Origin of the sequence: Actinomadura harenae (assembly GCF_003696215.1) — a bacterium.
GTDB classification, from domain to species: Bacteria; Actinomycetota; Actinomycetes; order Streptosporangiales; family Streptosporangiaceae; genus Spirillospora; species Spirillospora harenae.
The window spans coordinates 1-21,124 of the sequence record NZ_RFFG01000055.1; the positions used below are offsets into that span (position 1 = coordinate 1).

The following is a 21,124-nucleotide window of genomic DNA, read 5'->3' on the forward strand; positions in this document are numbered from 1 at the left end:
CCCCGGCCCCGCGCCGTCCGCTCGACTGACCGGAACCGGCCGCCGCGTCCGCCCGGCGCGGCGGCCCCCTGAACCAGGCCGTCTCGGTGGCAGGCCCGACCCGTTCTTTCTTGGATGGTTTGACGGGTCCGCGCGCCTCCCGACGCGGCCGCCGCGCGTCCGGCTCTCCCTCTCGTTGGCCGGACGCGAAAAGGCGGGGCCGCGCACTCCATCAGTGCGCGGCCCCGTTCTGCTTTCGGAGGCTTGTCAGGCGACCGGTTCGGGCTCGCCTTCGCCCGATCCGACCGCCTCGTCCAGCTCGGCCGCCGCGTCGGCCGCTGCGTCGGCTGCGTCGGCTGCGTCGGCCTCGTCGGCGAAGCCGGAGACCCAGCGGAGGGACTCGGCGCGTGCGGGGATCTCGCATTCGAGCTGGCAGAGGACACCCGTCCCGGCGGACAGGACGCGGTGGACGATCACGTACTGCGGCGGCAGGTTCAGCTGCCGGACGACGTTGGTCGGACGCAGGTCCGTGACGCGGGCGGCCATGTCGCGCAGCCACTCGCGGTTGAACTTGAAGGTCTCGGTGACGAACGGCTCGGTGATCGGGGCGAGGAACGCCTCCAGGCCCTCGATGTCGACCTCGACGCCCTCGCGGATGAAGTCCTCGTCGCGGAGCGCGGCCTCGATCTCGTCAATGTCGTCCAGCGTGCCGATGCGCAGCAGGCGGCCCATCCGGTACTGGAATTCCTCGGGGATGCGGTCCACCGCGCCGAAGTCGAGGACGCCGAGCCGCCCGTCCGGGAGCAGCCGGAAGTTGCCCGGGTGCGGGTCGCCGTGCAGCAGCCCGCAGCGGCTCGGCCCGGACAGCAGGAACCGGCAGTACAGCAGCGCCGCGTGGTCCCGGGTCTCCTGGTCGCCGTCGCTGATGATCTTCGAGAGCGGGGTCCCGTCGATCCACTCGGAGACCAGGACGTTCCCCGCCTGCGCGACGACCTCGGGGATGTAGAAGTCGGGGTCGTCCGCGGGGAAGCCCTCGCGCGTGATCGTCTGGGACTCGGCCTCGACGGTGTAGTCGAGCTCCTCGATCACCCGCTCCTTGAGCTCGGTGAGCATCGACTTGACGTCCAGGCCGGGCATGAGCACGCCGAACAGCCGGCCGAGCCGGGCCAGCTGGTTGAAGTCGCTGATCAGCGCCTTGCCCGCGCCCGGGTACTGGACCTTGACGGCGACGTCCCGGCCGTCGGCCCAGACGGCGCGGTGCACCTGGCCGATGGACGCCGCGGCGGCGGGCCTGTCGTCGAACTCCTGGAACCGGTCCCGCCAGTCCTCGCCGAGTGCCTCCGCCAGGACCTGGTGGACGGTCGAGGCGGGCAGCGGTGGCGCGGCCTCCTGGAGCCGGGTGAGCGTGGCGCGGTACGGGCCGGCGATCTCCGGAGGCAGCGCGGCCTCGAAGATCGAGAGCATCTGCCCCAGCTTCATCGCGCCGCCCTTGAGCTCCCCGAGCACCTTGAACAGCTGCTCGGCGGTGCGCTGCTGGATCTCCATGGCGACCGCCTCGGCGGACTTGCCGAAGGTGCGTTTCCCGACGCCCAGAGCGGTGCGCCCGGCGAAACCGAGCGGGAGGGACGCCAGCTTTGCGGACCGCGTCACCGCGCGGCGGGGAAGATCGCTCACGGCGACCATTGTCGGGGACGGCTGTCGTTCGCGCCACAACGATCCCGGACAAAACCGACGGCCGGATCCTGCCGCACCTTGACTACCTGCGACAACGTGGTAAGTGTGCGCTTTCTCACGCGGGCGGGGGGTACCCTGCGCGGCCCCCGCGGTACGGTTCGGCCATGGCTGAAGATCACGTCCTGCTGGTGGACCGCCGTCCGGACGGCGTCGCCGTCCTCACGCTGAACGACCCGTCCCGGCGCAACGCCATGTCGGACGAGATGACCGACGCCTGGCGGGACGCGCTCACCGACCTGCGCGCCGACACTGGCCTGCGCTGCGTCGTCGTGACCGGCGCGGGCAGCGCGTTCACCTCGGGCGGCGTGCTGTCCTGGCTCGCCGACACCAACGCGGCCGCGCTGCCCGAGCTGCGCACCCGGATGGCCGGGTACTACCGGACCTGGCTGATGATCCGGGACCTGGAGGTCCCGACGATCGCGGCCGTGAACGGCCACGCGGTCGGCGCCGGGCTCTGCCTCGCGCTCGCCTGCGACCTGCGCTACGCCGCCGACGACGCCAAGCTCCTCGCGCCCTTCACCGCCCTCGGCCTGCACCCCGGCATGGCCGCGACCTGGCTCCTCCCCGAGGTCGCGGGACTGCCGCTCGCCCGCGAGATGCTGCTCACCGGACGCGTCCTCACGGGGGCCGAGGCCGCGGAGAACGGCCTGGTCAACCGGGCCGTCCCGCGCGAGGAGGTGCTGGCCGAGGCCCTCGCCGCCGCCGGCCGCGTCGCCGCGCAGGCCCCGATCGCGACCCGTCTCACCAAGGCCGCCCTCGCGAACGGCGGCCACCCCGACATGGCGACCGCGCTCCGCTGGGAGGCCCTCGCGCAGCCGCTCACGATGACGACCGACGACATGATCGAGGGCCTCACCGCCCAGCGCGAGAAGCGCTCCCCGAGGTTCACCGGCCGCTGATCGATCACCGCGCGGCGGGCCGGGCGGCGCGGGCCGCGCGGGCGTCGGCGACGTGCTCGGCGAGGTAGTCCTCCCAGGTGCGGGTACCGCGGACCGCGCCCTCGCGCGCCAGGTTGAGCCCGCCACGGTAGGCACGGCCGATCTTGCCCGGCAGCGGGACCGGAAGCATCGGACGGCGCCTGCCCGCCGCCGCGAGGTACCCGGCCAGCAGCTCGGGCAAGGTGAGGTCGGCCGGTCCGGCCAGGTCGGGGACGAGCCCGGACGGCTCCCCGAGAACGAGCCCGGCCAGGTGGGCCGCGACGTCCCGCTCGTCCACGGGCTGGAAGCGCAGCGCGCCCGGGGCCGGGATCACCGGCATCTTCGCCATCTTCTCCGCGATGCCGAGGACCAGGCTGTGGAACTGGGCGGGCCGGAGCGTCGTCCACGGCACGCCCGAGTCGGCGACGGCCCGCTCGGACGCGAGTTTCGTGCGCATCCACGCCACCGGGACGTCGTCCACCCCGGTCACCGAGACGTAGACCAGGTGCCGGGCGCCCGACCGCTTCGCGGCGGCGGCGAGGTTGCGGGTCGCGACGTCGTCGCCCTTGGGACCGCCCGCCAGGTGGACGATCGTCTCCGCCCCGGCGACGGCCTCGTCGATCCCGTCGCCCTGGAGCAGGTCGCGGGCGACGTACTCGACGCCGTCCGCGGCCGGGCGGGTGTGCCGGGTGAGCACCCGGACCGGGCGCCCCGCGTCCAGCAGCCGGGGGACGAGCAGGGAGCCGAGCGTCCCGGTGCCGCCGGTGACCAGAATCGGTGCCGTCATGACTTACTCCGTTCCGAGGGGACGGTGACTGTTTCGCCCCGTCTCCTGGGTAGACGGAAGGAACTTCGGGAATGTGACAGATGATCTCCTCTGCCGCTCCCGGGGAGCTCCTGTGAGCCGTCCGGCTCGGGCTCGGCACGTGGCCCGGCACACGGCTCGGCGCGGGGCTCGGCGGGTGCGATCTCCCGTCACGCTGCGTACCCATTTCGGTCGGACCGAATTCGCCCGGGAGTCTTCCGGCGTGTCGTCCGGGGTGCCGAGAAGGGACCGTCAAGCGGCCCCCAGGTGGGGAAAACATCGGTCCTGACCTGGGAAAACGGCCAACCCCCCCTGTGGCGGGCGCAAAGTTTTGGGTACGGTTCTTGCGTGCCCCCAAACGTTGAGGTCCGCCGGAGCAGCAGACGTCGGCGGACGGTGTCCGCATATCGGGACGGGGACAAGGTCGTGGTGATGCTGCCGTCCCGGCTCAGCAAGGCCGAGGAGGAACAGTGGATCGCGACCATCCTCCAACGGCTCGCCGACCGTGAGCGCCGCCGCCGTCCCAGTGACGCCGACCTGGAGACGCGCGCCCACGAGCTGTCCCGCCGCTATCTGGACGGCCGCGCCGTCCCGGTGAGCGTCCGCTGGGTCGAGAACCAGCGCACCCGCTGGGGATCGTGCACCCCGGAGGACGGGACCATCCGGCTCTCCACCCGGCTCCGCGGGATGCCGGCCTGGGTCGTCGACTACGTCCTGGTCCACGAACTGGCACACCTTCTCGTCCCGGGGCACGGCGCCGACTTCTGGGAACTCGTCGCCCACTACCCGAAGACCGAGCGCGCCCGCGGCTACCTGGAGGGCGTCGCCGCCGCGGCCCACCTCCCCATGGAGTCCGGCGCCTCCGACGAGGACGATCTCCGTCACGGAGTGGCCGGTTGACCACCCGCCCGCGGCCCGCCACGGCCGCCGCACACGACGGCACTCTTCCGCAGAACGAGGTCTTTCCGCAGGTGGACGACGCATTCGCGCAGGACGGGACGGAGGGCGAGGAGTACTCGCCGGAGCGGGCCGTCCGGTACGCGGGGGTCCTGTCGGTACGGTCGTCCGGCGGGCACGCGCAGGCGCCGCCCGGCGTGGACGCCGACGAGTACCGCCTGGCGCTGCTCGAGGACACCTACGAGGTCGTCGCGGGCCTGGAACTGGTGACCGCGGCGCTCGTCCTCGACCCGCCCGACCAGCCCGACGCCGAGGCGCTGACCTGGCCCGGGACCCCGATCGTCCGGGAGCCGGCCCTGCCCGGCGCGTTCGCCGCGCTGCACGCGCTCGGCGCGACCGAGGCCGCGCTGATCGCCCCGGACGCCCCCGATCTTCCGCCGCTGCTGCTCGGCAAGCTGTTCCGCGCGCTCGGGCACGCCCCGGCCGCGGCCTGCCAGTCCGCCGGGGGAGGGCTGGTCGCGCTGGCGGCCCGGCTGCCCCTGGCGTCCTGGCTCGCGGACGCCCTGACCGGCACGGACCTGGACGACCCGGACGCCCTGACCCGGCTGCGCGCCGCGGCCCCCCGTCCTGGGCAGATCCCGCAGGGCCCGAGCTGGCACCGGCTCCGCGTTCCTGCCGACGTCGGACTCCTCGACCCCCGCCTGGAGGGCTGGGAGTCGACCCGCGCCCTCCTCGAAGGCCGCCCCGTCTTCTGACGCCTCGTCCCGTTTCGGCTAAGGGGCGGTGCGGGCGGCGGCGACCAGGGCGCGGACGACGTCGTCGGTCGGCTCGGGAAGGTCGTCCAGGGGGAACCAGCGGAGATCGTCCGACTCGTCGCTGCGCTCGGCCCGCGCGCCGGGCGGCGCGACCGCCGCGTACTGGACGTCCAGGTGCCAGGAGCCCCCGGGATGGCAGGGCACGAGGTGCCGGTCGAGCCGCAGCGGACCCGGCAGCAGGACGAGCCCGGAGATTCCGGACTCCTCCGTGGCCTCGCGCAGCGCCGCGTCCGCGAGGGTGGCGTCGCCCGGCTCGCAGTGCCCGCCGAGCTGGAGCCAGCGCTTGACCTTCGCGTGCAGGGTCAGCAGCACGCGCGACCGCGAGGCGTCCAGGACGAGCGTGCTCGCCGTGATGTGACCGGGAACACATTCACGCCAGGTGCCGTCCGGATGCGCCGCCAGGTGCTCGAGGAACCCGTCGCGGACGGCCTTCTGGCCGGCGTCGGGCGCCGTCCACGCCGAGAGGACGCGGACGGCGTCGGCGTGCACCGGGGGGAGGCCGGCGTGCACCGGGGGGAGGGACGTCACACGCGCCCCACCCGCGGGTAGCGGGAGTCGGTGCGCTGGTGGCGTCGGCGCTCCTGGTCGCTGGGACGCTGCCAGCACAGGGCGGTGCGGGCCGTCCGGCGGCGGATGATCGCCGCGCGGGACGGCGTCAGCGAGCAGCCGTTGACGTGGGAGGCGGGACGGGCCGCGCTCATGCGCCCGGCTCCGCGTCGCCCTTGCCCTCGCCGTCCTCGCCCTTGTTCTCGTCCCTGCTCTCGTCCTTGCCCTCGTCCTTGGCGGCGTCCTCGTCGGGGCGCTGCTCGGTGAGGGCGGTCAGGTCGGCGTCCGACAGGCCCGGCGAATCGGGGTCGCCGTGGACGTAGGAATCCGGATCGGTGAGATCGTCGGCGGTGGGCAGCAGGTCGGGGTGCTCCCAGATCGCGTCCCGGCCGTCGGTGCCGCGGACCTCGGTGAGCGTCCGCCACAGCGCCCCGGCCTCGCGCAGCCGGCGGGGCCGCAGCTCCAGGCCGACGAGCGTGGCGAAGGTGCGCTCGGCGGGACCGCCGGTCGCGCGCCGCCGCCGGACGGCCTCGGCGAGCTTGACCGCCTCGGGCAGCCGGCCGTCCGCGACCCGGTTGACGACCGTGTCGACCCAGCCCTCGACCAGCGCGAGCGTGGTCTCGAGGCGGGCGAGCGCGGCCTTCTGCTGCGGGGTCTCGGCGGGCGTCAGGGAGATCCCGTCGCCGAGCGCCTCCTGGAGGGCCTCGGGGTTGGACAGGTCCAGCCCGGAGACGGCCTGCTCGATCCCGGACAGGTCGACGGTGATGCCGCGCGCGTAGTCCTCGACGGCGCCGAGCAGGTGCGCCCGCAGCCACGGGACGTGCGCGAACAGCCGCTGGTGGGCGGCCTCGCGCAGCGCCAGGTACAGGCGGACCTCGTCCTCGGAGACCTCGAGGCCGTCGCCGAACGCGGTGACGGCGGCGGGCAGCAGCGCGCCGACCCCGGCGGGGGCGAGCGGCAGGCCCACGTCGCTGGACGAGGTGACCTCCTTGGCGAGCGCGCCGAGCGCCTGCCCGGTCTGGCCGCCGACCATGGCCCCGGCCATCTGCCGGACCATCCCGATCAGCGGGCCGGCCATCGCCTGCATCTCGGCCGGGACGTCCTCGCCGAGGCCGCCGCCGAGGGCGCCGCCCATCGACTCGACCATCCGGGACGCGATGGGGTCGCAGACCTTCTCCCAGACGGGGAGGGTGTTCTCGATCCACTCGGACCGGCTCCACGCCTGGGGGGTGCGGATCCCCGCGGGCAGCGTGGTGCCCTCGTCCAGCCAGAGGTCGGCCAGGCGGAGCGCCTCCACGACCTTGGTGCGCTCGGCGTCCAGGACGGACGGGTCGCCGCCGTCCTCCACTACGGTGTGCCGGGCGATGTTCTTGGCGAGATCCCAGTTCAGGGGGCCGGCGGAGCCGCCCCCAGGGGCGCCCTGGGTGCCGATCATGTCGGCGAAGCGGTGCAGCATGTCGGCGAACTGCCTCATGTCGCCCATGCCGCCGCCCATACCGCCGAACGGGTCCCGGGGCTTGTCGTCGTCACCGTCGCCAGGACGGTTGAAGCCGAACGGAGTGTCATTCATCGGTTTGCCCCCGGCATGCATGATGGGCTCATATCCGCAACGTTAGCCGGTCCCGGCGAGGTCGCGTACACAGAGAAGGGGGCGCTCCCGTGGCAACGGGCAAGGTTCGCCCTCGGCGTAGCAAGGGCCCGGTCGTCGCCGTCACCGGCGCGGCGTCCGGCGCGGGGCGGCTGCTGGCCGCCCGGCTCGCCGAGCGCGAGGAGATCCGCAAGGTCGTGGCCGTGGACGGCCACCGCGGCGACGTGCCGGGGGTGACCTGGCGGGTCGTGGACATCCGTGACCCGCTGCTGTCCAACCGGCTCTCGGACGTCGACGTGATCGTCAACCTCGACATCGAGCGCTCACCCGACGTGGACGCCAAGGACCGCCGCACGCACAACGTCCGCGGCGCCCAGACCGTGGTGACGGCCGCCGCGGCCGCCCGGGTCCGGCGGGTCGTATTGGTCACGAGCGCGATGGTGTACGGCGCGACCGCGGGCAACGAGGTCCCGCTGCGCGAGGACGCGCCGCTGCTCGCCGAGGCCAGCACCTCGATCGCGGGCGACTACCTGGAGATCGAGGAGCTCGCCGCGTCGTCCGCCGCGACCCACCCGGGGCTCTCGGTCACGCTCGTCCGCCCGGCCGCCCTCGTCGGGCCCGGCGTGGACACGGTCGTGACCAGGCATTTCGAGGCTCCGCGGCTGCTGACCGTCAAGGGCAGCGAGCCCGCCTGGCAGTTCTGTCACATCGAGGACCTAGCGTCCGCGCTGGAGACGGTCGTGATCGAGGACCTGCCCGGCCCGGTCGCGGTCGGCTGCGACGGCTGGCTCGGCATGGACGAGGTGGCCGAGATCACCGGCAAGCGCGGGTTCGAGCTGCCCGCCGCCGTGACCTTCGGCATGGCGCAGCGCCTGCACCGCCTCGGCATGACCCCGGCCCCCGCGACCGACCTGCACTACGTCGCCTACCCCTGGGTCGTGGACGCGGCGCGCCTGCGGGCCGCCGGCTGGAAGCCCGCCTACGACAACGCGACCGCCCTGCTCGTCCTGATGGAGGAGGGCTCCGGGCGGCACGCGGTCGTCGGACGCCGCGTGGGGGGCAAGGAGGCCACGATGGCGACCGCCGCCGGAGCCACCGTCGCCGCCATCGGCGCGGCCGCGGCGATCCGCCGGGCCCGCCGCCGCCGACGCGTGTGACCGCCGACGTCTGACCGCCGACGTGTGATCGCCGGCGAGTCCGGTCGCTTGAAATGCAGCCGTTCGGCTGCCTATTATGGACCCATAGGCAGCCGAGCGGCTGCATTTTCGAGGACGGTTCCCATGGACATGGACGACGAGGTGTTCAAGGCACTGGCGGACCCCGTCCGCCGGAGGCTGCTCGACCGGCTCAACGACCACAACGGCCAGCGCCTGACCGAACTGTGCGACGGCCTCGACATGGCCCGCCAGTCGGTGAGCAAGCACCTGGCCGTCCTGGAGGCGGCCCGCCTGGTCACCGCCGTCCGGCGCGGCAGGGAGAAGCTGCACTACCTCAACGCCGAGCCCGTCAACGCGATCGCCGACCGGTGGATGAGCCGCTACGACCGTGACCGCGCCCGCGCCCTGGCCGACCTCAAGAGCGCACTGGAGGACACGCCGATGACCACGCAGGACAGCCCGGACTTCGTCTACACCACCTACATCCGCACCACGCCCGAGCGGCTCTGGGAGGCCCTCACCGACCCCGTCTTCACCCGCCGCTACTGGGGCGTCGGGTTCGACACCGACTGGAAGCCCGGCTCGCCCATGACCTGGAACGGCGAGGGGCCCGCCAACGCCCATCCCGACCAGGTCGTCCTCGAGTCGGAGCCCGGCCGCCGCCTCGCCTACACCTGGCACACCTTCACGCCCGGGTGGGCCGAGGCCGTCGGCGTGGACGAGCCGACCCGGGCCGCCCTCGCCGCCGAGCCCCGCTCCCGGGTCGCCTTCGACCTCGAACCCCACGACGGCAGGGTCAAACTCACCGTCACCCACACCGCCTTCGCCCCGGACAGCACCCTCCGGCCCATGATCAGCGAAGGCTGGCCCGCCATCGTCGCCGACCTGAAGACCCTCCTCGAGACCGGCGATCTCGCCTGAGCCCGACTCTCGGCGGGGGTGGCCCGGCCGGGTGAGGGGCCGGGCCACGCCGGGTGTCAGCCGCCGGGCCTGCAGGCGGCGATGCGGACGGTCCTGCCGATGGCCCTGCCCTTGGCGTGCTCCGGACGGAAGCCGGGAGGGGCGACGATGTTCGCGATGGCCACGCCGGTGTAGTCCTGCGGCGCGACGCACCGGTGGGACGCGTTCTGGGCGATGGACGTCTTGCCCGCGTTGGTCTTCACCGCGCTCTGCCTGGACAGCCGGCCCTTCTTGTACAGCCCGACCCGGATGCTGATCCGGGCCACCGGATGATCGCACTTCACCGAGCCCGCGACGTCGATGACGTCGCGGGCCTCGGCGTCCGGGCGGCGGGGGGAGTGCGGGTCGCGGGCCGCGAGCACGCAGCGGATGGTCCCGGGCTTGACGGCGGAACCCTTGCCGGTGGAGTGCTTCGCGGCGGGGTGCTTGGCGGCGTGTCCGGCGGCGGGGTGCGCGGCGGAGGCCGGTTCGAAGGTGATGACCGTCGTCCCCGTGTCCGCGTTCGCCGTGCCCGTCGATGCCAGCACGACGGCCGCCCCCGCGAACGCCGCCGTGGCCAGCTGGGTGATCCGCTTCATCTCGCCCCTTCGGTCGTTGGATTGCTCGGGTGTCAACTTAGAGCTTCAGGATCGTCGCCGAAAGTGACGGACTCTTGCGGAGATCTCACCCCGAACTCCGCCGCCGGATTCCCCTGCGGACGGCCGTCGAGACCGCCCTCCGCTCCTGGAGGCCGCACGGAGATCTCAGGGAACCGTGCGGGGGCGGGGTACGTTGGAACGGACGTAAGCGTATGTCGTACACCTACGAAGGTGGAGCCATGGCCATTCGTTCGGAGCAGGACCTGTCCGAGTTCCTCGCGGCCTACACGCGGGACATGGTCGAGCCGGACCAGGACCCCGCCGAGATCCTCGCCCGCTACTTCGTCCCCGACTTCGAGTACTGCAACGACGGGCTCGTCATCAACCGGGAGCGCATGCTGGCGCACACCCGCGGCCTGCGGAAGCGCGTCTCACCCTCGGACGTGCAGTCCCTCGACGTCCACGAGGCGGTGCTGTCGGGCGACCGGTTCGCCGTCCGCTACACGCTGAACGTCGCGATGGGCAAGGGCGGCGACTTCAGCGCGGAGGTCTACATGTTCGGCCACCTCGCGGCGGACGGCCGGATCCGCCGCGTCGACCAGACCACCCGGGACCTCGCCAAGAAGGACTGAACCGCGGATCCGGATGAGGACTGACCGGGGATCCGGATGAGGACTGACCGGGGATCCGGATGAGGACTGACCGGGGATCCGGATCAGGTCAGGCCCGCGTCGTGGGCGAGAAGAGCGATCTGGGTGCGGTTGTCCAGGTCGAGCTTCGTCAGGATGCTCGAGACGTGGGCCTTGACCGTGGTCACGCTCATGGCGAGTTCGGCGGCGATGTCGGCGTTCGTCCGGCCTCGTCCGATCGCCACGGCCACCTCGGACTCGCGCGGGGTCAGCGCCGCCAGCGTCCCGCGGGCGCGCTCGTACGCGCCGGTCTGCGTGACGGTGCGCTCCATCAGGCGCCGCGTGACGCGGGGCGACAGGATCGGTTCTCCGGCGGCGACGCGCGCGACCGCCTCCACGAGCTGCGGCGGCGGGGTGTCCTTGAGGAGGAACCCGCTGGCCCCGGCCCGCAGCGCGCGCAGGATGTCCTCGTCCGCGTCGAAGGTCGTCAGCACGATCACCTCCGGCGGGACGGGCCGCGCGCGCAGCCGCCGCGTCGCGGTGATGCCGTCCACGCCGGGCATCCGCAGATCCATCAGGACGACGTCGGGCGCGTGCGCGTCCGTCCCGGCGACCGCCTCCCCGCCGTCCGAGGCCTCCCCGACCACCGTGATGCCGGACGCGCCGTCCAGCATCATGGACAACCCGGCACGGACCAGAGGATCGTCGTCGACCAGCAGCACCCGGATCACGCGGGCCATGGTAGCCAGGCGCGCAGCGCGAACCGCCCGCCGACGCCCTGATGATCCAATTGTCCGCCGCCCAGCCGCACCCGCTCCGTGAGCCCGACCAGCCCCACCCCGCTCCCGGGCATGGCCGCCACGGTCGTGGAGCGTGCGCTCACCACGCCTGTGACCTGCGCGTCGCCGACACTTCCGGTGTCGGAGGGCAGGGGGTTGGTGATGTCGATGAGCAGGCGGTCCCCGGGGGCGCCGTGCAGACGCACCTCGACGGGTCGGCCGGGGGCGTGCTTGCGCGCGTTGGTCAGTCCCTCCTGGACGACGCGGTAGGCCGTCCGCCCGACGGCGGCCGGGAGGCCGGGGGCGTCGCCCACCTCGTCGCGCAGGTCGACGTGCTGTCCGGCCTCGCGGGCCTCGCCGATCAGGCGCGGGACGTCGGCGAGGGTGGTCTGGGGCGCGGAGATGTCGTCCGCGCCGTCCTCGCGGAGGAGGCCGATCACCTCCCGCAGCTCCTCCAGCGCCTGGTGCACCCCCGCGCGCACGACGCCCGCGGCCTTCGCGACCCGCTCCGGAGAGGCGTCCGGACGGTACTCCAGCGCTCCCGCGTGCGTCGCGACCAGCGTGAGCCGGTGGGCGAGGACGTCGTGCATCTCCCGCGCGAGCGTGCGCCGCTCGGCCATGCGCGCCTCGGCGACCCGCCGTCCCTGCTCGGCCTCCGCCCGGACGGCCCGCTCGTGCAGCGAGAGGAGCAGGGCGCGGCGCGAGCGGGCCAGCGCCCCCCAGCCGAGCAGCGCCCCGTACGTCGCGAAGATCAGCACCAGCCACCAGCCGAGGGAGATCCCCGCGCTGGGACGCCACAACCCCCGGACCAGATGCGCGCCGAACCCCGCCGCCGCCACGCCCGCCGCGACGGCCGGCCGCCTCCGCTGGGCCACCTGCATCGCGCCCGTCGTCGCCGCCGGGGTGGCCGCCGGGGACAACGCCGCGAGGACGGTGGCGGCGCCCGCTCCGGCAAGCGGCCACCACACCTGCGCCACCGCCGCGACCACGCTCAACACCGCGACCCCGCCGTCCAACCACAGCGGAGCCCCACCCGGCCGCCACACCACGGACGCCCCGGTCAACCCCCCGACCAGCACGACCACCCCCACCACCCCGACCCCGCGCGCCCACGCCCCCGCCCGCAGCCGGGGCCCCGCAGGCGAGCCCGTGCCCGCTCCCGGACTCGGGTTCGGGGTCGGGTTCGGGCGTGGGTTCGGGGGCGTGGGTGGGCCTGGGGGCTTGTTCATCGGGTCAAGCTAACGGCGGGGCCGGAACGGGCGACACCTACCAAAGTCGGAGCCGGGGCGCACCGGAGTCGGACCTTCCGCGACCGTCCGCTCGATGTGCGCGTGTGGCCCCGGGGGCCAGGCTGATCCTCGTGAACACCTCACTGAAGCAGCCTCTCCTCACCATCGCCGGAGCGACGGCGGCCGCCCTCGCCGTGTGGACGGTGGCCGTTCCCGTGGCGGGCGTCGACCTGACCGTCCGCATGGGCGACGGCACCGGCACCGTCGGCCCGCTGATGATCGTTCTGACGAGCGTCCTGGCCGGTCTCTCGGGCTGGATCCTCCTGGCCATCCTGCGTCGGCGCACCCCCCGCGCCGAGCGCGCCTGGCCGTTCGTCGCCCCGGGAGTGCTCATCGCGTCCTTCACCGGCCCGTCCAGCAACGCCGTCGGCGCGAGCTCGACCGTCGTGCTGATCCTCCTGCACGTGGTGGTCGGCATCATCCTGACCCTCGGCCTCATGCCTCGACGCCGCCCGGCCATCCCCTGACCCCGCCCCTCCGCCGCCCCCGCCCCCGACCGCCCCTCGCCCCCGACCGCCTCTCGGCCATGCCTGTCCTGGCCGAGGCTTGGTCGCCGCTGACTCCGCGCGCCGTCCGCGGCTGCTCCGAGCTGGAACGGCCGCCGGTCGCTCCGAACTGGAACGGTCGCCGGACGCTCCTACGTGGCGGGTTTCCGGGTGGCGGCGGTGAGGGCGCTGCGGGCCTGGAGGATGCGGTTCCAGGCGTCGCCCAGGGCGGCGTAGTCGTTCTTGGACATGGCGGTCTTGTAGTCGTCGATGGCCTTGGACAGGTCGCTGATGGCCTTCTGGGCCTCGGGGGAGAGCCTGGCGTTGCCGGGCAGGCCCGGCTGGACGCCGGGGGACTGGCCGGTTCCGGAGGCGAACAGGCTGCTCATCGCGGACTGGAAGAGGTCCGTGGTGGGCTGGGGCGTGTCGGAGCGGCTCGCGAAGGCGACCCGGTCGCCGTACTTGACCAGGACGGCCAGGAGCGTCGGGTACGGGGCCTGGTTGCTCTGGGTCGTCTGCGAGTACAGCGGCTCGACGTAGAGCAGCCCACCCGCGAACGGCAGGGACAGCAGGTTGCCGAGCTTGGTCTCGGTGCCGCTGCCTCGGGTCGGGAACAGCAGGTTGCGGATGCCATGGTCGTTCTCGAACGCCTGCTGCACCTGGCCCGGACCCTGGGGGCGCGGCTGGCCCGGCTGGTCGGCGGTCGGCATCTCCAGCAGGCGCAGCCTTCCGTAGCCGGGGTCGCCGGGAGTCGAGTCCGCGGTGAGGAACGCCGACAGGTTGCGCTGGCCTCGTGGCGTGTACACCGAGGTCAGGGAGAACCGGGGCGCCCCGAACTGGGTCCCCGCGCCGTCCGGCTGCTTCCCGCCCCGCATGTTCTGCTGCCCGCCCGGCGGGTTCGCCTGGCCGCCGCCCTGGACGGGCTGCCCGGCGCCTTGGGGCGGTTGGCCGGGGCCTGGGGTTCCGGTCGGGGGGTTCGGCTGGGTGGGGGACGGGGTGGGACTCGGCGGGAGCGGGGTCATGGCGGTCGTCGTGCCCGGGCGCCCGCCGGGACGTTGCGGCCCCGCCTCGGGGGCGGTCGGCTGGGAGGTCCGGGGCTGGACGCCCGGCTGCTGCGGCATGCGCAGGCTCAGGTAGTACGGCGGTTGCGTCTTGCCCTTGTTCGCGGGCGACGGATCCTCCGGGACGTCCCAGAAGCCCTGGCCGCCGTAGAAGGCGTCGGCCTGGGTGACGTGGTACTGGGCCAGGATGCGGCGCTGGACCTTGAACAGGTCCTCCGGGTAGCGCAGGTGGTCCAGCAGTTCGGGAGGGATCTTGGACTTGGGCTCGACGGTGCCGGGGAAGACCTTCGTCCACGTCCTGGCGATGGGGTCCTGGGCGTCCCAGAGGTAGAGGTGGACGGTGCCGTCGTAGGCGTCGACGGTCGCCTTGACCGAGTTCCGCAGGTAGTTGACCTGGTGGTCGGCCTGCTTGGCGACGGCGGAACGGGTGTCGGTGATGGTGTCGCGGGTGGCGTCCTGGAGGCCGAGGGTCTGGGCGTACGGGTAGCCGTTGGACGTGGTGTAGCCGTCGAGGACCCACTGGATGCGGCCGCCGACCGCGACCGGGTACGGGTTGCCGTCGAGGGTGAGCCAGGGCGCGGCGCGGTGCACGATCTCGCGCGGGGTGCGGTGGTAGAGGATCCGGGCGTCCTTCTTGATCGCGCCGGACAGCAGAAGGTTCCAGTCCTGGAACTCGGCGGCGAACAGCGTCCGGTTCAGCGCGGAGTCGACCGGAACGCCGCCCCGGCCCTGGTAGGTGGTGTTGACCTGCTGCGAGCTGTCGGACGGGTCGGGGTGGTCGAACTCCTTCTGCCCCTGGCCGCCGACGACCGAGTAGTCGGTCGTCCGCTCGCCGAAGTAGATCTGCGGTGTGCCGACGGGCGGGCCGGTGACGTCCTTCTGGGGGATGTCCTTCTGCTGGAAGTCGGGGGTGCCGTCGGCGGTGAGGCGCTCGCCGGGCGCCCGGACGAAGCCGTACCCGTGGGTGTAGATCAGCCGGTCCTTCACCCAGCTGTTCTGGCCCTTCGGCGGGCCGGACAGCTCCCGGACGGCGACGACCGAGTCCTCCGGGCGGCCGTTCACCTGGTACCGGTCGACGTCGAGGGTGTCGGGGAAGCGGTAGAACTCGCGGATCTGCTGGAGCTGCTGGTAGGTCGGGCTGACCACGACCGGGTCGAGCAGCCGGACGCCGGACAGGTCGCGAGCGGCGGCGGCGAGCCTGCCCTGGTCGGTCTCCGGGCGGCCGCCGTACGGTTCGAGCGTGATGCCGTCGACGCCGTACGCGGCGCGGGTGGCGTCGATGTTGCGCTGGATGAAGCGGCGCTCCTTGTTCTGCTCGTCCGGCTTCACCTGGAAGCGCTGGATCAGCAGCGGGTAGAGGCCGCCGATGAGCAGCGCCGACAGCACCAGCAGGACCAGGCCCACGCCGGGCAGCGCCATGCCGCGCCGCAGCAGGTTGGAGAAGAACAGCAGCGCGCACACGATCGCGATGACGGCGAGGATCGTCTTCGCCGGTAGCAGCGCGTTGACGTCGGTATAGGACGCGCCCGTGCGCACGCCCCGTTCGGAGTGCACCAGGCCGTACCGGTCGAACCAGTAGGCGAACGCCTTCAGCAGCACGAACAGCCCGATCAGCACCGACAGGTGTGCGCGCGCCGCCGGGCTGACCTTGTCGCCGGGCCCCTGCATGCGCAGCCCGCCGTACAGGTAGTGCACCATCACGGCGGCCAGCATCGACAGGATCACGGTCGCGAACACCACGCCGAGCACCAGCCGCAGGAACGGATAGGTGAAGACGTAGAACGAGATGTCCTTGTGGAACTGCGGATCGCGGACGCCGAAGCTCGTCCGGTTCAGGAACGCCAGCCAGACCGGCCACTGCCCGGCCACGGACGCGCCGGTGAGCACGCCGAGGAGCAGCAGTGCCATGGACGTGACCGCCCGGCGCCGCGGATCGATGATCGCCCGGTACCGCTCGAGGCCCTGCTGCTCGACCGACAGCGGCCGGTAGGCCGGGCGCAGGCGGTGCGCGACCGCCATGTTCACCGCGACCAGCAGCGCCATGAGCAGGCCGCCGCCGAAGAACAGCGACGTGCGTGCCCACAGCTGGGTCGTGTACACGCGCGACAGCCCGACCGAGCGGTACCAGAGCAGGTCGGTCCAGACCGAGGTGACGACCATGAAGGCGATCACCAGGACGGCCAGCGTCACCAGGGTCGGAAGCAGCAGCCGGGACCGGCCGCCGCCGAGCCGCCGCCGGATACCGGGTGTCCGGAAGGTCAACGGGCCCCTCCGTTCTGATCGCGCCCCCACCGACATCCCCCGCCGGTGCTGTCCTAGAAACCTACCGACTGGCCCCGCGGCGTCCCCAGCTTCACGTCCAATTGTGGATAACCCGCTGCCAACCGGCTCCCGGCCAAGGCGCGTCGCACGAAACGCACCCCCCGACCGGGATCCGCCCCCAGGGAGAACGGACGGGAGGGGGCGGCCGACGCATGGGTGCGGACGGGGGAAGATGGCCTTGTGAGCCATCTCGAAGAAGTCGTCCTGGACCTGGAACGCCACGCTGCCCAGCAGGGGTGGGACGCGGCGCCCAAGCTGTACGCGCTGGTGTTCGGCAGTGAGATCCGCACCACCGAGCCCGAGCTCGCCGCCGAGCTGGGCCTGGCCGAGGGCTCGGACAAGGGCGAGACGCTCGCCGCGCTGGAGCAGCCGGAGCTGCCCGCGCAGGCGTCCGTGGAGGACGCGCTAGCTACCATCGCCTGGCCGGACGCGGTCGCGGGATGCGCGCTGGTCATCGAGCGGGTCGTCCTGCCGCCGGAGGCCGAGGAGGAGATCCCGGCCGACCCCGAGCAGGCCGCGGCGTTCGCCGCCGACCACCCGGCCCGCGAGGACGTCCGCATGATCGTCGGCGTGCTGCGCGACGGCGAGCGCCACTCCGCGCTCCGGCTGCGCCGCCACGACCTGGAGGACGAGGTCCTCGTGGGCCCCGACCTCGTGCCCGCGCTCGCCGACGCCCTCGCCGCCACCCTCGAGCCGGACGTCCCCGCCGAGCAGGCCTGACCCACCCCACCCACCCCATGCCGCCCACCCCGCCCCTGCCCTGCGCCGCGTTCCGCCCTGCGTCGCGGCGCCGGCCGGGCCCGGGGTGAGCACGCTGGGACAAGGGCGGGGGCGAGGCGGTCGAGTAGGCTGCGACGCGTGAGCGAGGCCACCCACTCCCCAGTCGTATCCAGCACGAACGCCCCCGAACCGGACGCCGTCGACGTCGTCCGGATGTGCGAGGTGCGCGGGACACCGCTGTCGGTGGACGAGGTGTTCGCGGCCGTCCAGGACCGGGCGGCCGGCGGGACGGCGGTGTTCGTCGGGACGGTCCGCGACCATGATCACGCGCGCGAGGTCAGCGGGCTGTCCTACAGCGCCCACCCGAGCGTGGAGCGGGAACTGCGCCGGGTGATGGAGAAGGTCGCGGCCGACTTCCCGGTGCGGGCGATCGCGGCCGCGCACCGGGTCGGCGACCTGGAGATCGGCGATCTGGCCGTGGTGGTCGCGGCGTCCTGCCCGCATCGCGCGGAGGCGTTCGCGGCCTGCCGGAGGCTGATCGACGACCTCAAGGCCGAGGTGCCGATCTGGAAGCAGCAGGCGTTCGCGGACGGCGAGGACGAGTGGGTCGGGGCCTGCTGAGTCCGGGCGTGCCCGTAGGCTTTCCGACATGTCTCGTCGTGCCGTCACGCTCGCCGTCGCGAGCACGCTTCTGCTGGCGCTGGTGATCGTCGGAGCCCTGCTTCCGGTGCCGTACGTCGCGCTGTACCCCGGCCCCACCGCCAACACGCTGGGCGACAACGGGAAGGGCACGCCGCTCGTCCAGATCGACGGGCGTCAGACGTACCCGGCCACCGGCCACCTGAACTTCGTCACGGTCACCTACCGGGGCGGCCCGGACGCGCGGATCGACCTGTTCACCGCGCTGCGCGGGTGGCTGTCGTCGGACACCGCGATCGTCCCCGAGGAGACGATCTTCCCCAAGCACGAGACGCAGCAGCAGGTGGACGCCGAGAACACCCGGCAGATGCAGGACTCGCAGGAGAACGCCGAGGCGGCCGCGCTGCACGAGCTGGGCATCGCCGTCCCGACGCGGGTCGTGGTCAACTCCGTCCAGCCGAACATGCCCGCGACCGGGAAGCTCGAGCCGAACGACGAGATCACCGCGGTGAACGGCGTGAAGACCCCGAACGTCGACCAGGTCAAGGCCCAGATGGGCAAGGTCGGGGTCGGCGGGAGCGCGAACGTCGAGGTGCTGCGCGGCGGCAAGCCGGTGACGGTGACGCTGACCACGGCGAAGGGCCAGGACGGCAAGCCGGTGATCGGCGTCGTCCTCGCCGAGGACTACAAGTTCCCCTTCAAGATCAACATCAGTGTCGGGGACATCGGCGGGCCGAGCGCGGGCCTGATGTTCTCGCTGTCCATCGTGGACAAGCTCACCCCGGGGTCGCTGACCGGCGGCAAGTTCATCGCGGGCACCGGCACCATCACCCCGGACGGGCAGGTCGGCCCGATCGGCGGCATCCAGCAGAAGATGGTCGCGGCGCGCCGCGCCGGGGCGACGGTCTTCCTCACGCCGAAGGACAACTGCGCCGAGGCGATGGGCGCGCGCCCGGACGGGCTCCGGCTCGTCCGCGCGGACACGCTGCACGGCGCGATCCAGTCGCTGGACGCTTTGACGTCCGGCAAGGGCGACATTCCCGCCTGCGCGAAGTGACCTCCGGAGACGCCCCGGGAGCCTTCCCGGGGCGTCTCCGGAGGGTCCCGAGGTTTCCCGGGACGCCGCCCCGGGAAACCGATTTGGTCCTTTCCCGTTCATGCCCTAGAGTTAAGACATCGCCGCGGGGTGGAGCAGTTCGGTAGCTCGCTGGGCTCATAACCCAGAGGTCGCAGGTTCAAATCCTGCCCCCGCTACCAGGTCCGAAGGCCCGGAGTCAGAAATGGCTCCGGGCCTTCGGCATTTCCCCGGAATTTCGCGTGCCGGGCGGCCGGAGGGCCCGTCCGGTCAGCGCTTGTGCGTGACCAGCTGCCGCCAGGTGTGCGGCCCGACGACGCCGTCCACGGTCAGGCCCACGTCCTCCTGGAAGCGGCGGACGGCGGCCTCGGTGTGCGGGCCGAAGATCCCGTCGATGCCGCTCGCGGCCAGGTAGCCCTGCTTGTGCAGCTCGGTCTGCGCGGCGCGGACGAAGTCGCCGTGCTCGCCCGGCCGGACGATCGATCCGATGGTGTGGCCGTCGGTGAGCTTGTCCCAGGTCACCGGGCCGACGACGCCGTCGACGGTGATCCCGGCGAAGCCCTGGAAGGCCCGGACGATCTCCTCGGTCTTCGGACCGTAGTCACCGTCCGCCGCCAGGTGCCGCCAGGCGTCCCGGGCCGCCCGGAGGATGAACTGAAGTGTGGTGACGTCCGGTCCGTGGCTTCCCCTGCGCAGCACCGGCCATGGGTTCGTCATGCCGATCCCACCTCCCCGTGGTGGTTTTGACTGTCCTGCCAGACAACTCCTGACAAGGGTTGTCGCACAAGCGCCCCGGGAGAGCACCCGCCTGTGACCTGCGGGACAGTCGCGTGTGGCCGACAGCGCTCCCACGCCCCGCGCCCCCCTTCGCGCCGGACGGGTCACAGCCGGAAACGCGGGGCGGGTCGGTGTGCGCGGGGCGGGTCGGCGTGTGCGGGGCGGGTCGGTGCGCGCGGGGTGGGTCAGCGTGCGAGGTGCGGGGCGATCGTCAGGGCGAGGTGCAGGGTGAGGCGGTCGCGGCCGTCCGAGAGGACGAGGCCGGTGATCTCCTCGATGCGCCGCAGCCGGTGGTACAGCGTCTGCCGGTGGACGCTCAGCTCCGCCGCCGTCGCGTGGACGCTGCCCGCGTGGTCGAGGTAGGCCAGGGCCGTCCGGGCGAGCTCGGCGTGCTTCGGGTCCAGGAACCGCGAGATCCCCGGCGTCAGGACGGTCTGGGCCAGCGACTCGTCGTCGCCGAGCCGGAGCAGCCGCAGCGCGCCCAGCTCGGGCCAGGCGCGAGTCGTCCCGGCGGCCGCGCGGGCGGCGACACGGGCGGCGACGCGGGCGCGGAGCCAGCCCTCGCGCACGCGCGCGAGGTCGGGGCAGGGATCCGAGAGCCCGGCCGCGACGGGCCCGGATCCGCGCTCCTCCAGCAGCCGCCTGGCACGCGCTACGACCGTCTCAGTGGACGAGCTGTCGTGCGGGACGGCCAGGACGTGGTCGCGTTCCCAGGTCGTCGTCAGAACCGCTCTGGGGAGCAACCAGGGGTTCAGGGGCTGGGGCTCGTCGTCCGGGGTGCGCAGGACGGCGACGACGACCGGCGGTTCGAGCACCTCGGCGAGCGCGGTGGCGGCCGACGTCCGCACCTCGGCGTGCGCGGACAGCAGGTCGGCGAGCTGCCAGCCCTGGTCGGCGCGCTCGCGGGACTGCCGGGCCATCAGCAGCCCGGCGCGCTCGGCGAGCGGCGCGGCGCGGGCGAGCAGGTCGTCGCCGATGCGACCCTCGTCGTCCAGGAGCCACAGGTAGCCGTAGGTCACCGACCGCCACCGGACGGGCAGGCAGAGCCGGCCGAGGACGCCCGCGTCCGGGTCGGCCGGGATCCGCACCGGGCCGGTGGCGCGGGCGATCCCGTACCGCTCGAACCGGGAGCGGACCTCGTCGGTGGCGCGCCGGTGGAGGATCGACTCCATCCGGACGGGGTCGATGGCCCCGCCGTGCGCGGCGTACGCGACGAGATGGAAGTCACGGTCCTCGAGCGTCGCGGGCGCGCCGAGCAGGTCGGCGACCAGCTCCGTCAGCTCCTGGAGGTCCCCCGCTCCGGCCACCGCCACCCCTCATACACATGTCTGAACAACCGGCCGCCATCAAGTGACAGTTGACTATATCGGTG

At 73.1% G+C, this 21,124-nt stretch carries 21 protein-coding genes and 1 tRNA gene; 11 read left to right on the forward strand and 11 right to left on the reverse strand.

What is annotated here, in order from left to right; all coding sequences use genetic code 11:
- Window positions 1-246 precede the first annotated feature (246 nt).
- Window positions 247-1,653 (reverse strand): ABC1 kinase family protein, encoded by a 1,407-nt coding sequence (locus EBO15_RS26700; RefSeq protein WP_122197242.1) that lies wholly within the window; start codon window positions 1,651-1,653, stop codon window positions 247-249.
- 164 nt (window positions 1,654-1,817) lie between these two features.
- Between EBO15_RS26700 and EBO15_RS26705 the strand changes: the two genes are divergently transcribed.
- Window positions 1,818-2,612, forward strand: a complete 795-nt coding sequence (locus EBO15_RS26705; RefSeq protein ID WP_122197207.1) for an enoyl-CoA hydratase/isomerase family protein — start codon at window positions 1,818-1,820, stop codon at window positions 2,610-2,612.
- A 4-nt stretch (window positions 2,613-2,616) separates the two neighbouring features.
- On the opposite strand, the gene EBO15_RS26710 is transcribed toward EBO15_RS26705, so the two are convergent.
- Entirely contained in the window at window positions 2,617-3,417 is an 801-nt protein-coding gene (locus tag EBO15_RS26710; protein ID WP_122197208.1) for an SDR family oxidoreductase, read from the reverse strand.
- A 414-nt stretch (window positions 3,418-3,831) separates the two neighbouring features.
- Between EBO15_RS26710 and EBO15_RS26715 the strand changes: the two genes are divergently transcribed.
- Window positions 3,832-4,335 carry a M48 metallopeptidase family protein gene (locus EBO15_RS26715; protein WP_122197209.1) on the forward strand — a complete coding sequence of 168 codons (504 nt, stop codon included), beginning with the start codon at window positions 3,832-3,834 and terminating at the stop codon, window positions 4,333-4,335.
- A complete protein-coding gene (locus EBO15_RS26720) occupies window positions 4,332-5,087 on the forward strand; it encodes a hypothetical protein (RefSeq protein WP_233616454.1) in 756 nt (251 codons plus the stop codon). The genes EBO15_RS26715 and EBO15_RS26720 overlap by 4 nt, the downstream gene beginning before the upstream one ends.
- 18 nt (window positions 5,088-5,105) lie before the next feature.
- Here the strand turns inward: EBO15_RS26720 and EBO15_RS26725 are convergent, their stop codons facing one another.
- From EBO15_RS26725 to EBO15_RS26730, 3 genes are read right to left on the reverse strand one after another with little or no spacing between them, the layout of a single operon-like run.
- Window positions 5,106-5,675: an NUDIX hydrolase gene (locus tag EBO15_RS26725; RefSeq protein ID WP_233616455.1), complete on the reverse strand. Its 570-nt coding sequence runs from the start codon at window positions 5,673-5,675 to the stop codon at window positions 5,106-5,108.
- Window positions 5,672-5,848, reverse strand: coding sequence for a hypothetical protein (locus EBO15_RS44455; RefSeq protein WP_158628360.1), 177 nt, complete (start codon window positions 5,846-5,848; stop codon window positions 5,672-5,674). The genes EBO15_RS26725 and EBO15_RS44455 overlap by 4 nt, the downstream gene beginning before the upstream one ends.
- A complete protein-coding gene (locus EBO15_RS26730) occupies window positions 5,845-7,263 on the reverse strand; it encodes a zinc-dependent metalloprotease (protein WP_122197210.1) in 1,419 nt (472 codons plus the stop codon). Before EBO15_RS26730 ends, EBO15_RS44455 begins: the two co-directional genes overlap by 4 nt.
- 89 nt (window positions 7,264-7,352) lie before the next feature.
- Between EBO15_RS26730 and EBO15_RS26735 the strand changes: the two genes are divergently transcribed.
- On the forward strand, window positions 7,353-8,438 hold the full coding sequence (locus EBO15_RS26735; RefSeq protein ID WP_122197211.1) for an NAD-dependent epimerase/dehydratase family protein: 1,086 nt from the start codon (window positions 7,353-7,355) through the stop codon (window positions 8,436-8,438).
- Window positions 8,439-8,561: 123 nt separating this feature from the next.
- Complete coding sequence (locus EBO15_RS26740) at window positions 8,562-9,359, forward strand: ArsR/SmtB family transcription factor (protein WP_233616456.1); 798 nt, start codon at window positions 8,562-8,564, stop codon at window positions 9,357-9,359.
- 56 nt (window positions 9,360-9,415) lie between these two features.
- Here EBO15_RS26740 and EBO15_RS26745 read toward each other — a convergent pair whose 3' ends face one another.
- Entirely contained in the window at window positions 9,416-9,976 is a 561-nt protein-coding gene (locus tag EBO15_RS26745) for a hypothetical protein (protein WP_122197212.1), read from the reverse strand.
- A 239-nt stretch (window positions 9,977-10,215) separates the two neighbouring features.
- On the opposite strand from EBO15_RS26745, the gene EBO15_RS26750 reads away from it, so the two are divergent.
- Window positions 10,216-10,608: a nuclear transport factor 2 family protein gene (locus tag EBO15_RS26750; protein WP_122197213.1), complete on the forward strand. Its 393-nt coding sequence runs from the start codon at window positions 10,216-10,218 to the stop codon at window positions 10,606-10,608.
- A gap of 83 nt (window positions 10,609-10,691) precedes the next feature.
- Here EBO15_RS26750 and EBO15_RS26755 read toward each other — a convergent pair whose 3' ends face one another.
- Both EBO15_RS26755 and EBO15_RS26760 read right to left on the reverse strand, forming a co-directional pair.
- Window positions 10,692-11,345 (reverse strand): response regulator, encoded by a 654-nt coding sequence (locus EBO15_RS26755; RefSeq protein ID WP_199744826.1) that lies wholly within the window; start codon window positions 11,343-11,345, stop codon window positions 10,692-10,694.
- The gene (locus tag EBO15_RS26760; protein WP_122197214.1) at window positions 11,333-12,613 is read right to left on the reverse strand and encodes a sensor histidine kinase; all 1,281 of its coding nucleotides are present in this window, start codon (window positions 12,611-12,613) and stop codon (window positions 11,333-11,335) included. The genes EBO15_RS26755 and EBO15_RS26760 overlap by 13 nt, the downstream gene beginning before the upstream one ends.
- A 131-nt stretch (window positions 12,614-12,744) precedes the next feature.
- On the opposite strand from EBO15_RS26760, the gene EBO15_RS26765 reads away from it, so the two are divergent.
- Window positions 12,745-13,140 carry a DUF6069 family protein gene (locus tag EBO15_RS26765; RefSeq protein WP_122197247.1) on the forward strand — a complete coding sequence of 132 codons (396 nt, stop codon included), beginning with the start codon at window positions 12,745-12,747 and terminating at the stop codon, window positions 13,138-13,140.
- A 170-nt stretch (window positions 13,141-13,310) separates the two neighbouring features.
- Here EBO15_RS26765 and EBO15_RS26770 read toward each other — a convergent pair whose 3' ends face one another.
- A complete protein-coding gene (locus tag EBO15_RS26770; RefSeq protein WP_122197215.1) occupies window positions 13,311-16,481 on the reverse strand; it encodes a UPF0182 family membrane protein in 3,171 nt (1,056 codons plus the stop codon).
- A gap of 240 nt (window positions 16,482-16,721) precedes the next feature.
- Here EBO15_RS26770 and EBO15_RS26775 point away from each other — a divergent pair, with 240 nt between their 5' ends.
- The 4 genes from EBO15_RS26775 (at window position 16,722) to EBO15_RS26790 (ending at window position 19,157) form a co-directional block, all read left to right on the forward strand.
- A complete protein-coding gene (locus EBO15_RS26775) occupies window positions 16,722-17,261 on the forward strand; it encodes a PPA1309 family protein (protein ID WP_122197216.1) in 540 nt (179 codons plus the stop codon).
- 213 nt (window positions 17,262-17,474) lie between these two features.
- Window positions 17,475-17,882: a molybdenum cofactor biosynthesis protein MoaE gene (locus tag EBO15_RS26780; RefSeq protein WP_122197248.1), complete on the forward strand. Its 408-nt coding sequence runs from the start codon at window positions 17,475-17,477 to the stop codon at window positions 17,880-17,882.
- Between the two features lie 28 nt (window positions 17,883-17,910).
- Window positions 17,911-18,957 (forward strand): YlbL family protein, encoded by a 1,047-nt coding sequence (locus EBO15_RS26785; protein WP_122197217.1) that lies wholly within the window; start codon window positions 17,911-17,913, stop codon window positions 18,955-18,957.
- Between the two features lie 123 nt (window positions 18,958-19,080).
- Window positions 19,081-19,157: transfer RNA gene (locus tag EBO15_RS26790), tRNA-Met, on the forward strand.
- A gap of 88 nt (window positions 19,158-19,245) precedes the next feature.
- On the opposite strand, the gene EBO15_RS26795 is transcribed toward EBO15_RS26790, so the two are convergent.
- Window positions 19,246-19,692 carry a peptidoglycan-binding domain-containing protein gene (locus EBO15_RS26795; protein WP_122197218.1) on the reverse strand — a complete coding sequence of 149 codons (447 nt, stop codon included), beginning with the start codon at window positions 19,690-19,692 and terminating at the stop codon, window positions 19,246-19,248.
- 245 nt (window positions 19,693-19,937) lie between these two features.
- Entirely contained in the window at window positions 19,938-21,059 is a 1,122-nt protein-coding gene (locus EBO15_RS26800) for a PucR family transcriptional regulator (RefSeq protein ID WP_122197219.1), read from the reverse strand.
- Window positions 21,060-21,124 lie beyond the last annotated feature (65 nt).